Annotated in this window: 8 protein-coding genes; 3 read left to right on the top strand and 5 right to left on the bottom strand. The window is 41.7% G+C overall.

The genetic code is table 11. The features are described 5' to 3' along the window. Window positions 1-45: 45 nt before the first annotated feature. Both ctlX and AC570I_RS15265 read right to left on the bottom strand, forming a co-directional pair. Window positions 46-957 (bottom strand): citrulline utilization hydrolase CtlX, encoded by a 912-nt coding sequence (gene ctlX, locus AC570I_RS15260; protein WP_497406122.1) that lies wholly within the window; start codon window positions 955-957, stop codon window positions 46-48. 10 nt (window positions 958-967) lie between these two features. After that, entirely contained in the window at window positions 968-2,416 is a 1,449-nt protein-coding gene (locus tag AC570I_RS15265) for an arginine deiminase family protein (protein ID WP_497406123.1), read from the bottom strand. A 145-nt stretch (window positions 2,417-2,561) separates the two neighbouring features. On the opposite strand from AC570I_RS15265, the gene argS reads away from it, so the two are divergent. Then, window positions 2,562-4,334, top strand: coding sequence for an arginine--tRNA ligase (gene argS, locus AC570I_RS15270; protein ID WP_497406124.1), 1,773 nt, complete (start codon window positions 2,562-2,564; stop codon window positions 4,332-4,334). A gap of 98 nt (window positions 4,335-4,432) precedes the next feature. On the opposite strand, the gene AC570I_RS15275 is transcribed toward argS, so the two are convergent. The 3 genes from AC570I_RS15275 to AC570I_RS15285 all read right to left on the bottom strand — a co-directional run bounded on the left by AC570I_RS15275 (window position 4,433) and on the right by AC570I_RS15285 (window position 6,366). Continuing rightward, window positions 4,433-4,633: a YtxH domain-containing protein gene (locus tag AC570I_RS15275; RefSeq protein WP_497406125.1), complete on the bottom strand. Its 201-nt coding sequence runs from the start codon at window positions 4,631-4,633 to the stop codon at window positions 4,433-4,435. 69 nt (window positions 4,634-4,702) lie between these two features. Then, window positions 4,703-5,224, bottom strand: coding sequence for a protease (locus tag AC570I_RS15280; RefSeq protein WP_497406126.1), 522 nt, complete (start codon window positions 5,222-5,224; stop codon window positions 4,703-4,705). 17 nt (window positions 5,225-5,241) lie between these two features. Continuing rightward, entirely contained in the window at window positions 5,242-6,366 is a 1,125-nt protein-coding gene (locus AC570I_RS15285) for an AI-2E family transporter (protein ID WP_047799535.1), read from the bottom strand. A 528-nt stretch (window positions 6,367-6,894) separates the two neighbouring features. Here AC570I_RS15285 and AC570I_RS15290 point away from each other — a divergent pair. Both AC570I_RS15290 and AC570I_RS15295 read left to right on the top strand, forming a co-directional pair. After that, entirely contained in the window at window positions 6,895-9,654 is a 2,760-nt protein-coding gene (locus AC570I_RS15290; RefSeq protein WP_497406127.1) for a DUF5695 domain-containing protein, read from the top strand. A gap of 584 nt (window positions 9,655-10,238) precedes the next feature. Next, window positions 10,239-16,330: CLIPPER-2 domain-containing protein (locus AC570I_RS15295; protein WP_497406128.1), on the top strand; the 6,092-nt coding region annotated here is incomplete at its 3' end.

Genomic DNA, 16,330 nt, shown 5'->3' on the forward strand with positions numbered 1-16,330 from the left:
CGGCGAAAGTAGCAAAACTTATCGGAATAGCGCAAATGATCCTGCTTACATTTGAGGCAAATGGATTTCTGCTAGCATGCACCTGGCACTTCCGCCACCGTTTGTTTCGATTGTATCTATTGCTGAATAAATGATGCGGCTGTATTTTTCAAGTGCCTGGATCTGTTCATTGTTCAGTGAATTATAGGCTTGGGCCGACATCACCAGTAAACTTCCCCCGTCTTTGTTCGAAACCTGTAGCATATTGCCTGCAAAATGATTCATCTGTTCAAGGCTAATTTCAATAATTTCTTTACCTGTACTGCTCAGTACCTGTTTCAAGAAGCTTTTTTCGTGCTGATTGGGAATCGATTCAAGGCAGATCACGGCAAAGCGATCTCCGATACACATCATCACATTGGTATGGTAGATCGGAAATCCACTTCCATCAACAGCATGGAAAATCACCGATTTATATTCAGCCAGCTGGCAGAAGTTATTCAGCGCACTTACATCTGTTCTGATGCTTAGGCAGGCGTAGGCAATTTTGTTTACCCGATCCAACACCATACTGCCTGTTCCTTCAAGATAGGCCTCCTGAAATTCATAAAAACTTAAATCGTTGACGTGTTTGATGTCAAATTGTTTACTTAGCTCATCCAGGATGTCCTGCCTGCGCTCCTGTCTTCTGTTTTCGGAAAACATAGGGTAAAGATAAACCGATCCGTCTTCGTGAAATGAAACCCAGTTATTTGGAAAAATTGAGTCAGGTGTCTCCGGTTCGAGCGTGTCATCAATTACCATCACATCAACGTTGTTATTTCTCAATAATTCTGCAAAATTGTCAAATTCCTTTAGCGCTTGTGCCTGCACATTAGCGTGTTGAGAGGCTACCTGGAATTTATTGTTTTCTGCAGTTTGCTCGTTGAACTTAAAATCAACAGGGCGAATCATTAGGAGGTGGCTTGTTATTTGCATTATGTTTTCTTTAACTTAAATTATCCCTCAATATTGGTAAGCTCATACAGTGAAAGCCTCCGCGTGCGCGGGAGAGTTCTGCTGATGGCATTAAAATTAATGTATCCGTAATGGTTTCGATATCTACTTTACCAGCTTCTAAGTCCTGAATTAAATCTTTCACATCAACAACATTAAAGCCGGCGGCTTTGAAAGCTTCTACCGTTTTGTCGTTTCTATCGTATCCTAATACAACTCCTTCTTTTATTGCGAGAAGGTTACACGAATCGGTCCATTGTTCCCTGGAATCATATGGAAAGGTATTGTTTCCACTGTAGATGATTTTGGTTGGCTCATTGCTTTTCAGGTCATTCTGACTGATGTCATTCAATAAAGCTTCTACATGCTCAAAATGTTTGGGTGCCTGAGGATTAGCTTTGGTAAACTGAATTGCTGTGGTCGCTTCAAGCTTTTCAGGTTCTTTTAAGAAATTAATGGGTTCAAAAGGATTATATTTCGGTGAGTGCGCAATTGAATTCAGTATTACCCAGGTATTGCGTTTCACCTGCGTAAATACAGTATCCAGGTGCATATAGTCACGTTTACTTGGTATTTTAACTACGGTGACCTTTTCTACCACATCGTTTTCAAAAAGCAGTTTTATCGCTTCATTAGCTCCATGTTCAGAGGTACGCTCACTGCAGCCAATGAGCACATGATTCGGACTTACCATCATCACATCACCACCTTCCAAAGTGGTACTGAAAGCGGGTTCATCACCCGGGCGCAGGAAATGCATGGTTACGTCGGGGATTTCCAGCACCTTATCCTGATAATTTGCGAACAGGGGATGATTAAAGAAAATATAACGCATTAAAAGTGTTTCGCGGACCCGTGCTTTTTTTGCAGGTTTATTTAAAAGAATATGGTTATTTATGGTTGTACCTACGTCACGGGTAAATATCAGATTGGGAATTGGTGCAAAGATCATGGTATCATTGGCAAGCGTGCCGGATATAAAAATTTCAGCAAGCTCTTTAGGATCTGTGTTTGTAAGCTGTATCTGAACCTTATAGGTACAGCCTTCAATGGCACAAACAGCAGCAACTAATTTTTTCCGGATCGATTCATTTTCCAACATTTCGCTTAATAGATTCTGAATTTCTATGACAGATTTCGAATGATGGAAATCAGGATGATTGGGTTTGAAGAAATTCCGGTTTCCCTCTTCCGAATCGATATGTGCAAGCTTTCCTTTTATTTTTTCGGGATCAAGGAAATACATTAACAGTTTGATATAGTAGTCGTATTCGCCTTTTCGGATGGTATCTAAATGTACAATATCTTCAAACAGCCAGTCTTGCGCCTTAGAAGGTACTACCTTTCCAAGGCCGCTATCGGGACTATGAATCAATAATTTACGTAACCGGCCAATTTCGGTGTTTACGCCTACTTTAAAATCTGTATTCTGCTCGCTCATAAATAAGTTAGTTGTTACAAAGCTATTAGAATTTTATGTAGTATCAAGTGGCGGATATCAGGTAGCAAGTACAGGGATTATTTTATTGCCCGAGTCTTTCAGCTTTGGTCTTTCAGCTTTCCGCTTTAATCCCTATTTTTACCCCATGAATTTTATTATTACTGAAGCACAGAAGGCAATCTTTGAAATATATAATGAAGAAGTTGCTGAAAGTGTAATCAATATACAGGAAACCCGCAAAGAATTTGAAGGACAGGCAACAATTGTTGTATTCCCCTTTACTAAAATATCTAAGAAATCGCCTGAGCAAACGGCAACCGAAATTGGGGAATATCTGGTAACTAACGTAGAGAACATTATCGGGTTTAATGTGGTCAAAGGTTTTCTCAACTTAAGTATTGCTGAAAGCTACTTTCTTAAACAATTCAACGAACAAGTTCTGTCTCCGGATTTCGGCATTTATCCTTCAAATGGTAAAAAGGTAATGGTTGAGTATTCTTCGCCAAATACCAACAAACCGCTGCATTTGGGGCATGTTAGGAATAACCTTCTGGGTTATTCGGTGTCAGAATTGTTAAAAGCTTACGGATATGATGTTGTTAAAGTTAATCTGGTAAACGACCGGGGAATCCATATCTGCAAGTCTATGCTAGCCTGGCAGAAATGGGGCAATGGTGAAACACCTGACAGCTCAGGCTTAAAAGGCGACCATCTGGTTGGTAAATACTATGTAATCTTCGATAAAGAATACAAAAAAGAAATTGACGGATTAAAAGCTGAAGGACAAACAGAGGAAGAAGCAAAAAAGAATGCACCACTGATTAAAGAGGCTCAGCAAATGCTTTTGAAATGGGAGCAGGGGGATGAAGAAGTGGTTTCCCTTTGGAAAACCATGAATGAATGGGTTTATGCTGGTTTCAATGTGACGTATAAAAACCTCGGTGTTGATTTTGATAAGTTTTACTATGAGAGTAACACTTATTTACTTGGGAAAGGTACCGTTGAAGAAGGTTTGGCAAAAGGTGTTTTCTTTAAAAAAGAAGATGGTTCTGTTTGGATAGATTTAACTGAAGATGGCTTAGACCAGAAGCTGGTGTTACGTGCAGACGGAACGTCGGTTTACATTACGCAGGATTTAGGTACTGCAGAAATGAAACACGATGATTTCAATATGGACGAGTCGATTTATGTGGTAGGTAACGAGCAGGATTACCACTTTAAGGTATTGTTCCTCATTCTGGAGAAGCTGGGTAAAAGTTGGGCTAAAGGTTTATATCACTTATCTTATGGCATGGTTGATTTGCCAAATGGTAAAATGAAAAGCCGTGAAGGAACTGTAGTGGATGCTGATGAGCTGATTGAAAGCATGGTTGCTACTGCCAGGGAAAAAACTGAGGAATTGGGTAAAACAAATGATTTTGCAGAAGAAGATAAGGAAGCACTTTATAAGAATATTGGTTTAGGTGCTTTGAAGTATTTCCTTTTAAAGGTGGAACCTAAAAAGCGGTTATTATTTAATCCGGCGGAGAGTATTGATTTTCAAGGCAATACTGGTCCGTTTATTCAATATACACATGCCAGGATAAAATCTTTATTAGCAAAAGCGGATTACCGGTTTTCTGTTAATGATTCTGGCTTTGCTGGTATTTCTGATGTGGAGCTTGAAATGATTTTGCAATTGGCCAAATATCCGGCTGAGATTGCCATCGCTGCGAAGGCTTATAGTCCTGCAAGTTTGGCAAATTATTTATACGAACTTGCTAAATTGTTCAATAAATTCTACCACGAAGTTCCACCAATTGTGAAAACTGAGGCAGGTGAAGCAAAACAGTTTCGTTTAAACCTTTGCAAAAAAACTGCTGATATCATTAATTCCGGTATGTTGATATTGGGAATCATATCGCCGGAACGGATGTAGGCCAGCTGGATATTTAAGGTTTACCATGCCTGAATAAAAATAAAAGGTCGCCGCTGGTTTTTTCCAACGGCGACCTTTCTTATTCCCATGCGAGCGGTTTAAATGCCCAGGTCATCTTTCGCATACGAAAGTTTAGCCTCGAATTCACGTTTGTAATCGTTAGCTTTTTCCTTCCATTCCGGAGCTTTATCTTTGAGATCATCAACGATAGATTTTCCTGTAACCGGATCTTTTTTGGTTACGTATTTAAACCCTGCATATACTGCAGCACCTAATATAGCTGTTTTTAATAGTCCCATGTTTTTCGTTTTTATGTATTAACTCAACATTAGATGCATGTAAATGGTTTTAATTACATTACATAAAGATTAATTTACTACAGTGATTTTCAAGCTGTCAGGCACTACTATGCCGCTAACAGTTGCTGCGTTATATTTGATGGTATAGGAACCAGCTTTTGTAATGGCATATCCATCTGCAAGATTGAAATCTGTGCTTGTACTGTCACCTTTTTTCAAAGATGTGTAGCTTTCAGCAGGTGGGGGCATCATTCTTTTGGCCATCGGCCCCAGGTAACTAATGTCAGTATGGTCTTCAAATGCAACATCAAGGTATTTACTTGACAATTTCTCGAAAGGCGTATGCCATTTACAGAATTTGACCACAGTATCAGTATTATTATATACTGAGAATTTTATGCTAATGGGCTGACCAAGTTTAGCTTCACCGTTTAATCTGAGTGTCCCGGTAACCGGATCAGCTTTTATTGCCGCGCTGGTTTTTTCAGATAAAAGCGTAGTATCACTTTCGTTAACTTTGTTTTTATCATCTGAGCCGCATGCGGAAAGCAAAATTGCAATGGTGCTTAAGATTAGATATGCTTTTTTCATAATATATAACTTGTTAATTATTCGTTTTCAATACCGCTTTTAACAGGTACCGGCTTCTTTTTCCTGAAGCTGGAAAATGTCATCGGACTTTTCGCCGGTCTTTCATCGCCCAGCAGAACACCCCATTGTTTGAACATATCTGTACGATCGAAGATAATCTTCAAAACAGCAATAACTGGTAATGCAAGGAACATTCCTGAAACGCCTGCAACAGTTCCGCCAATAAACACACCAAGGATGGCGAACAAGGCGTTGATTTTAACTTTAGATCCGACAATCCTTGGCATTAGAATATTGTTGTCGAGAAACTGAACCAAAGCAATTACGCCCAGTACATACAGGACAGGTGCAATTTCCTGTGACGATGCGAGGGTTAATAATACGCCGATTATATTGCCAATTAACGCACCCACATAAGGGATTAGGTTGAGCATAGCGAAGATCACTCCAATTAATAGTGCATGTTCAATACCAATCAGCATCAGAATTCCACCAAGAAGAATAGTCATATATGTGATTTGAATCAAAAGTCCCAGAAGGTAACTTTTAATGATTGATTCGGTTTCAAAGATTGCTTCTTTCACTTTCGGGTGATGATCGGTTTTGAACCACATAAATATGAACCTCAAGAGAATGTCTTTATAGAACAGCATTAGATAAATGTAAATTGGTAAAAGACCGATGAAAACAAAAATTCCGCTTAAGGTGACAGCTGCACCACCAGCAAGCGAGGTTCCCATGTTCATCAGGTCATCACTTTTATCTTGTATAAAGGCTTTTTGGTCGGCACTATTGTATTTGGTAATCCTGCTGATCCAATCGCTTAGCGAATTGATATGCTGGGTTACATTTGCCTTGATTTGTGGGAAATCTTTCACCAGTACACCAATCTGATTTGAAAAAAACCACACAATTAGCGCTACAAAAATTGCAACCAGCAAAATAGGCAGTATAATAGACAGAGACTCGGGGAACTTTCTTTTTTTCAGAAACCGGTAGATCGGGAGCAGCATGATGCTGATGAAAAAAGCCATCAACATAGGCATGATAATGTCTCGACCTATAACGAGTACAGTCACCAGTGCCATTAGCCCGATAAGCTCTATTGTGCGCTTAACGGTAAGGGGTAAATTGTTATTCATAAAAAGCTTATTCTGATTCGTTGTAAACACATTATGCTCAGAAATGTTTTTAGTTTGGTTGTTTGCACACGTTTTGGATAAATGAAATTCTATATTATTTACAGGAATAAAATCATTTACATTTTTTTAAAACAATTTCAATTCAATGCTTTTATCGGCATTGTTTTTGTAACGAAGCTGTTATGAAAAATAAAGATATTTATAATCTGCTTTTAGGTTTGCTGATCATGATATTTACTTATTGGTTTCTGTTCTATCAAATGGCACCTGCAAATAAAGGATCTGAAAAGGTTTTTGTATCGTTGCCACAAGATAACAAAGTGGAATAGTCGTCATTCCTTATCAGTTAATTTCCAGCGGCGGGCATGATTCCATGTTCGGTTGCTCCCTTATTCTATTTTTTTGATGTTGGATTTGATCTGATATAATCCCATTCTTCTCATTTTTTCACCCGTAGATTACGAAATTGGCTCGTTTGATATTTTAAGCCTACTTTTATGGAAGGTGCGGCACTGCACACCATGATTTATGAAGAACATTTATTTACCCTGCGTAATCAGATTTAATAGAAATATTGCCTTAATCTTATTCATCAGCGGATTGTTTAGCGCAATGGCTTTTGCTCAATCACCCTGGCAAAAACTATCCAAACAGCCATCAACTTTAGGTTTGGAGAAGGGCATTTCGACATTTGATGCTGGCGCTTTAACGTTAAGATTGGTAAATTCTTCACAGACTGTGGCGGGTTTGCAACCTAAATCGACCAGGAATTTCGATTTTATACCTGCTGATAGTTTAAAGGTGCGAAGCAGCGATGGACTTTATCATCTTGGCGATATTAACTTAAGATTACGTTTTTCGGGCGAGAGCGCTTGGAAAAGTTATAGTACGGCAGCTAAAAGACATCCGGTAAGAAATGTTGTACTTCCAAAGACAATCGCTGCGGCTAATTTAGATGCAACGCTTCCAGCCGATATTCCCCTGCAGATCACCAGAATTTGGGAGATGAAAAGTGGCCAGCTGGTGCTCCGCTTTCAGATCAAAAATAAAACAGAACGTTCTGTAGAGATCGGTGCCCTTGGTATTCCGATGATCTTTGACAATATCCTGGAAGGGAGAACGCTGGAGCAGACCCATGCCAATAATGTATTTTATGATCCTTACATCGGAAACGATGCCGGCTATTTGCAAGTTACCCGGTTGAGCGGACAAGCCCCTTCATTGTTGGTAATTCCGGTAAAGAATACTCCATTTGAAGCCTATAATCCATTAAACGACGATAAAACACCCCGGGGCATTGCCTTTGAAGGATTTTACGAATGGATGGTACACAGTAAAGCATTTGCGGAAAATGAGTGGAAAAATGCAAACCCATGGAACATCCCTACATCAGCCGTAATCAAGCCAGGTGAAACCAAAAATTATGCGTTGCAGCTTGTGGTTTCAGGAAGTGCAAAGGACACCGAGCCACGATTGATTCAGCTTCATAAGCCGGTAGCGATTTCTGTACCAGGTTATGTGCTGCCTAAAAATGTAAATGGAAAGCTTTTTCTGAAATACCCCAAGGAAGTACGAGCCATCAGCGTTTTTCCTGATAAAGCTATTGAGATCAAAGCATTGCCAACCACCAAAAGCGGATGGAAAGCTTATCAGTTGAAAGGGTTGACATGGGGCAGAGCAAGATTATCGGTTACCTATCAGGACGGTTTGATACAGACGATCAGCTATAAGGTTATCGAATCTGAAGAGGATGTGATCAATAGCTATGGCCATTTTTTGACTACGAAACAATGGTTTAGTGAACCAGATTCAATTTTTAAACGTAGCCCATCTGTAATTACCTATGACAATGAAAAAAAGGAACAGGTTAGACAAGATAACAGGGCATGGATTGCTGGCCTAAGTGATGAAGGAGGTGCGGGATCGTGGTTAGGCGCAATCATGAAACAATTGGTTAGGCCTGATCAAATGGAGGTTGACAAACTGAAGACTTTTGTGGACACGGTAATGTTTGGCAGAATTCAGCTTAAAGAAGGTCCTAAAAAATATGGGGTACGGAAAAGCTTATTTTATTATGCCCCCGACTCACTTCCTAAAGACACGTATTCAGGCACGTTGAATTTTAAAACCTGGTCGGCATGGCCTAAAAAGGAAGCGGACAACCTGGAGCGATCTTACAACTACCCGCACGTTGCGGCTGCACACTGGGTATTGTATCGTCTGGCAAGAAACTACAATGGTTTGGTGGATGCAAACAGCTGGAAGCAACATATAATTGATGCTGCAGAAACAGGTTTGGCTATGGTAACTATTGCACCTTACTATGCACAGTTTGGCCAAATGGAGGGAACGGTATTTTACCTGATTCTGAATGACCTTAAAAATGAGGGGATGCTGGAAGAGGCAGCGAAGCTTGAGAAAGTGATGAAAGCAAGGGCCGATCACTGGCGGTCGTTGGAATATCCGTTTGGTAGTGAAATGCCCTGGGATTCGACAGGGCAGGAGGAAGTGTACATGTGGTCGGATTATTTTGGCTACCAGGATAAGGCGAAAGTTACACTAGATGCAATATTGGCCTATATGCCTGTTGTGCCACACTGGGCTTACAATGGAAATGCCCGGAGGTATTGGGATTTTCTTTATGGCGGAAAATTACAACGGGTGGAGCGGATGATTCATCACTATGGATCGGCACTTAATGCGATTCCTGTATTAACCGATTACCGAAAAAATCCCGCTGATTTTTATCTCTTACGAGCAGGCTATGCAGGCTTGCTGGGGGCTATCTCGAATATAACACAAGAAGGTTTCGCGCCTGCTGCATTTCATGCTTACCCGTCTACTTTAGAGAATGATGGCATTTCAGGAGATTATGGATCCGGATTTTTTGGTTATGCCGTTAACACCGCAACCTACCTCATCAATCACGATGAATTCGGCTGGTTATCATTTGGAGGAAATATTACACAGAAGGACAACGACATCAGTGTCGTTCTTAATACATCAGCTAAATCTGCGGTATTTATTGCTCCTGTCGGATTATGGATTACAACCGATGCAGGTACTATTGAAATGGCGACCTACAATGCGGTAACCAAAACTGTCAGTTTAAAATTGGGCATCGCTACAAAAAATACCCCAAAGGCACTCTTGAGGATTAAACAGGCGGTTGATGCGAATTCGTCAGATCGTTACATGATCTTTAATCAAAAGCTATCTGCTCGTGGTGCTTATGATGTCCCGCTAAATTCAAGTGGTAGTTTAACTGTAACTATAGGAAAGCCCTAGCAGAGCGCGCGACTTCCAACTATACTGCCTTGCATCAAAATGTACACGATGAACCGGCAACATCGTGAACGGTTTTGAAATTATCAGGTGATTCGCTTCACTCCGAAGCAATACCATTTAACTGTTTGTTTTGTCCACGGACATGAGTTGTGAACTAAAAGTTGTTGATTATTATCAAATAATTACGTTGCAAGTCCGCAGTGCCCACCACCACGTTTAAAAATAAGACCATTATTTATTTACTTTGTAGTATTGGTAATACAGAAAAGAGTGTATTTATGTGCTTTTGAAATGCTTGTTAAGAGATATTCATTGCCTGATTGTAAAATATACTTTTGTCCCCCTATATGTAGCCCCTGAATCCATGTCTTGTCTGAACATATTCACTATCAGTGTATAGTGGAATGGTTGAAATCTGGCAAAACTTATGGTCTGGCATGCATATGAGTTGATCTGGTATTATTAGTAACGTCTTTTTTTTTATATATAAGGAATCTTTCCGGTAGGAAGTAATGAATAAATTTAAACGCTGTAAAAACCAATCATCCAATTTTTTTAGAGTTATCACCTTGTTTTTATCGCTCATGGTATTCGAGCGGTCGGAAGTTGCTGCGCAATATGGTGCAACTGCTTTATACACAGATTACAAAGGGTACTGGACGTCTGCGGTTGGTGCGATTAATTCAGTGCAACCGGATAATAAGCATAACCTGCTGGGCTTTAAGTGGAATGGTGTAAATTACTCTACCGGAGTTAACGATTTACTACTTGCAACAAAAATAAGTTTTACAGCTGGAAGCTATCAGGCATTTCCTGTGAAAGACATTCCCTTGCCAGGTACAGCATCGAACTTTGTAGGGCTAGGTCAGCTGGAAGATGGCGTAGATAACGGAGGAGTGTACCCATATTCTGTTCCTGTCACAGTATCCCAGATATTGACAAGAGGAATCAGGGGATTGGATATGGGCTCATGTATCACAAACATTCCTTCTACTGCACAGCCTTTGAGTTTCAATTTCGGTGCGATTGCTGATGATTCTCAGATAGGGGACGGTATTCCTGATATTGTAATTACGCAGGTTGCTCAGGCGACCGGTGCTTTGGATGAAGTGTATTTTGAGGATGCTAATGGTGTTTTGGTTGGGAACAAAATTAGTATAGATCAATCTGCAATATCATCCATGGGTAACTGGCTTCCGGATTTTTATAACCCCAATACTGGCGTTATACAGCCAGGATTTATTAAGACAGACAGACCTATTCGGATATGGGCTGCCGATGCCAGTGCTTTTGGGATTACTTCCTTTAATTATCAGAAGCCGCTTGTTCTGCGTTATAAGCTCGGGGGCAGCAGCGATCCAGCTTTTCTGGCGTTTAATACAAAGTTTATTACGCTGGTGACGGCAAATGACGATCTGGCGGCCACAACATTAGGCGTGCCAATAGTTATTGATGTGCTAAATAATGACATTCCTAACAATCAAGCCTCATTGTCGTCTTATACAGTACCTACCTCATCAGCACACGGTACAATTGTGAAGAACGCTAATGGAACGTTAACCTATACGCCGGCCGCCGGATATTACGGACAGGATACATTTACTTACTCCATTTGTACTACTATTAATGGCACGCTTACGTGCGACGATGCTATCGTAACCATCAATATAGCCCCTGATGTTGCAGCTCCTGTTTTTACTTCAGGAAACAATATCCGCTGTCAGGGAGCAGGTGCGAATACATATACCGCAAGTTCTGCTTTTGCCACCTCTATGGCTTTTGCAGTAAGTCCAAATACTGCAGGAACGGTAGTCACCTCGCCAATGACGACTGCGTCAAATGTGGGCACAGCGACGGCCACAGTAACCTGGGCATCCGACTTCAATGGGACAGCGACGGTGACTGCGATAGCCCATGGGTCCAATGGTCCGAAATCCTCCACTTATAATGTAACGGTAAACCAGGCGCCAACACTTACAGCAAGTGGAAATACAAAGAATGTATGTGCCGGAACGGCAATTAGTTCGACCTATACCTGGGGTGGTGGGGCAACGGATGTTTCTTACACAACCTTGCCTGCTGGGTTATCTGCTTCGAAGAGTGGTAGTGCTTTAACCATAAGCGGGATTCCAACCGCTAGCGGAAGTTATACGGTTTCCACAACGGGACAAACAACCCCCTGTAATGCTGTGAGTGTAGCAGGAACAGTAACAATAAATGAAGCGCCTACGTTGGTGGCATCGGGCGAAAATCAAACGGTTTGTGCGGGCACATCGATAACCTCAACCTATACCTGGGGTGGTAGTGCAACTGATGTTTCCTATACTACATTACCTGCGGGTTTAACTGCATCTAAAAACGGCAAAGTGTTAACTGTTAGTGGTACACCAACAACCAGTGGAACCTATTCCGTATCAACTCTTGGTCAATCCTCAACCTGTTCTCCGGCATCAGTTAGTGCAAGTGTAAATATCAATCCTTCGGCTACATTAACAACGACAGGAAACGTTAACCAGACAGTTTGCGAGACTACCGCGATTACGCCTATTGAATTTGCGTGGGGAGGATCGGCCACGGATGTGAGTTACACGACTCTTCCGGCTGGATTGATTGCTGTTAATGATGTTGTAGCCAAAAAGCTGATCATAAGTGGAACGCCTACCGCCTCAGGAACTTTTACAGTGAGTAGTGTCGGACAAATTACCCCATGTTTGCCGGCTACATCGCAAGTAACAATAATGGTCACTAAAACGGCAGCGCCAACGGCATCAGATCAGACTTTCTGTGAGATTGAGCATGCTACTGTGGCTAATCTTGTTGCGGCAGGTACAGCAGTTAAATGGTATTCTGCATCAGCTAACGGAACAACTTTGGCTTCATCTACCACCCTGGTGAATGGTTCGACCTATTATGCTACGCAAACGTTAAATGGCTGTGAAAGTGCATTAAGAACCGCAGTAAAAGCAACCATTTATCCAAGCCCGCAAGGTTTCAGCGATGCCGTTACTTTAGCATGTGATGGCGTTCTTAACTATAATATCCAAACATCAAATCTGAATAACACAGGTAAAGGTGGAAACAGTGTGCCTTCAGCTTTCACATGGACGGTAAACAACAATCCAGAAGTAGCAGGTGCATCTGCCGGTTCAGGCAACAGTATTAGTCAGACGCTGATAAATAAGAGCAATGCTATTCAGACTATTGTTTATACTGTTACTCCAACTTCCACGGCTGCCGGAGGGTGCGTTGGTAATGCATTTACGATCACCACAACTATACCTGTTTGTTCTTCGTTGAATATCACCAAAACAACACCGTTGGTTTCTGTTAGCCAGGCTGGAGATGTAATTCCTTATACGATAGTTGTTAAAAATACCGGGAATTCAAATCAAAATAATGTTGTCGTTACAGATGCTTTACTTGGTGGTGTTTTGTCAAATCCTGCGAAAACAGGCGGCAATACAGATCAGATTCTGGAAAAGAACGAAGTCTGGACTTACACAGGTTCTTATACAGTGCTCCAAAGTGATCTGAATAGCAATGGCAACCCGACTGCTGCAAGCGGACAAATTAGTAATGTGGCCATTGCTACCAGTACTGAACTTCCAACTGCTCAAAGTGCAGCTGCGAATGTTAATATTTCTATTTTACCGGCTGTAACATTAGTCAAAACGATTGATGGAGCCATTCCGTCTGTTGCAGGAGGTATTTTAAAATATAACCTGGTTATTAAAAATATAGGTAATGTCACCTTAAGCAATTTGGTAGTCACCGATGCCAATGCAATTGTTGCGGGTTCTCCGGTTTCTAGTCTGGCTCCGGGTGCGAGCATTACACTTACCGCATCCCATACTTTAACTCAAGTAGATGTTGATGCGGGTACATACAGCAATACGGCAACGGTAACGGGTAAAACACCCGCTGGAGCAGATGTGAGTGATGTTTCAGGAACGACAGAGACCAATGATACACCAACAGTAGCAACCATTCCTCCAGCGGGTGCTGTGACTTTAGTAAAATCTATTAGCGGTACTGTTCCTAATAAAGCAGGCGAGGTACTGAATTACAATCTTGTTGTTAAAAATATTGGAAACGTCACCTTAACCAATCTTGTGGTTACAGACGTCAATGCCATAGTAACGGGTTCTCCGGTTTCTACTTTGGCTCCGGGCGCAAGTATTACTTTGACTGCTGCTCATACTTTAACTCAAAGCGATGTTGATGCAGGAACTTACAACAACACTGCAACTGTAACTGGTAAAACACCAGCTGGAGCAGATGTGACTGATGTTTCAGGAACGACTGACACTAATGATACGCCAACAGTGGCTACCATTACTCCGGCGGGTGCTGTGACCTTGGTCAAAACGGTTAACGGAACTGTTCCGAATAAAGCAGGCGAGGTATTGAATTACAATCTTATTGTTAAAAATACCGGTAATGTAACCTTAACCAATCTTGTGGTTACTGATGCAAACGCAATTGTTACTGGATCACCGGTTTCGACTTTAGCTCCGGGGGCAAGTGTTACTTTGACTGCTTCACATACTTTAACTCAAAGCGATGTGGATGCAGGTACCTATAGCAATACTGCAACGGTAACGGGTAAAACACCAGCTGGAGCAGATGTGACTGATGTTTCAGGAACGACTGGCACTAATGATACGCCAACAGTGGCTACCATTACGCCGGCTGGTTCTGTGACTTTAGTGAAATCTGTTAGCGGTACTGTGCCGAATAAAGCAGGCGAGGTAATGAATTACAACCTTGTTGTTAAAAATACCGGTAATGTAACTTTAACCAATCTTATGGTTACTGATGCAAACGCAATTGTTACTGGATCACCGGTTTCTACTTTAGCTCCGGGCGCAAGTATTACTTTGACTGCTGCTCATACTTTAACTCAAAGCGATGTTGATGCAGGAACTTACAACAACACTGCAACTGTAACTGGTAAAACACCAGCTGGATCAGATGTAACTGATGTTTCAGGAACGGCGGAGACGAACGATACACCTACGGTGGCAACGATTACGCCGGCCGGTTCTGTGACCTTGGTCAAAACGGTTAACGGAACTGTTCCGAATAAATCAGGCGAGGTATTGAACTACAATCTGGTGATTAAAAACATGGGTAACGTAACTTTGACCAATCTGATGGTTACCGATGCCAATGCGATTGTCACTGGATCGCCGGTTTCTACTTTGGCTCCGGGCGCAAGTATTACTTTGACTGCTGCTCATACTTTAACTCAAAGCGATGTTGATGCAGGAACTTACAACAACACTGCAACTGTAACTGGTAAAACACCAGCTGGATCAGATGTGACTGATGTTTCAGGAACGACTGACACTAATGATACGCCAACAGTGGCTACCATTACTCCGGCGGGTGCTGTGACCTTGGTCAAAACGGTTAACGGAACTGTTCCGAATAAAGCAGGCGAGGTATTGAATTACAATCTTATTGTTAAAAATACCGGTAATGTAACCTTAACCAATCTTGTGGTTACTGATGCCAATGCAATTGTTACTGGATCACCGGTTTCGACTTTAGCTCCGGGCGCAAGCATTAACCTTACCGCATCCCATACTTTAACTCAAAGCGATGTTGATGCAGGAACTTACAACAACACTGCAACTGTAACTGGTAAAACACCAGCTGGATCAGATGTGACTGATGTTTCAGGAACGACTGAAACTAATGATACGCCGACAGTAGCTACCATTACTCCGGCTGGTGCTGTGACTTTAGTGAAAACTGTTAACGGTATTGTGCCGAATAAAACAGGAGAGGTATTGAGTTACAACCTTGTTGTTAAAAATACCGGTAATGTAACTTTAACCAATCTTATGGTTACTGATGCAAACGCAATTGTTACTGGATCACCGGTTTCGACTTTAGCTCCGGGGGCAAGTGTTACTTTGACTGCTTCCCATACATTAACTCAAGCCGATATTGATGCAAGTACATATACCAATACCGCAACGGTAACTGGTAAAACGCCAGCTGGAGCAGATGTGACTGATGTTTCAGGAACGACGGAGACTAATGATACACCGACAGTGGCTACGATTACGCCAATGGGTGCTGTGACCTTGGTTAAATCGGTTAGCGGTACTGTTCCTAATAAAGCTGGCGAGGTATTGAATTACAACCTGGTTATTAAAAATACAGGTAATGTAACCTTAACTAATCTGATGGTTACCGATGCCAATGCAATTGTTACTGGATCGCCGGTTTCTACTTTGGCTCCGGGCGCAAGCATTACCCTTACCGCATCCCATACTTTAACTCAAGGGGATGTGGATGCAGGCACTTATACTAACACCGCAACGGTAACCGCTAAAACACCAGCTGGAGCAGATGTGACGGATGTTTCAGGAACGACTGAAACTAATGATACGCCAACACTAGCCACGATTCCACCAGTGGGTGCCGTGACTTTAGTGAAAAGTGTGATTGGATCAGTACCAACGGCTGTTGGAGGTGTGTTGAATTATGATCTTATCATCAAGAATACCGGCAATGTCACCTTAACCAATCTAGTAATTACCGATGCGAATGCCGTGGTTACAGGTTCTCCTGTTTCTAGTCTGGCTCCGGGTACAAGTGTTACTTTGACTGCTTCCCATACATTAACTCAAGCCGATATTGATGCAAGTACATATACCAA

This window comes from Pedobacter sp. A2324, from assembly GCF_059693705.1.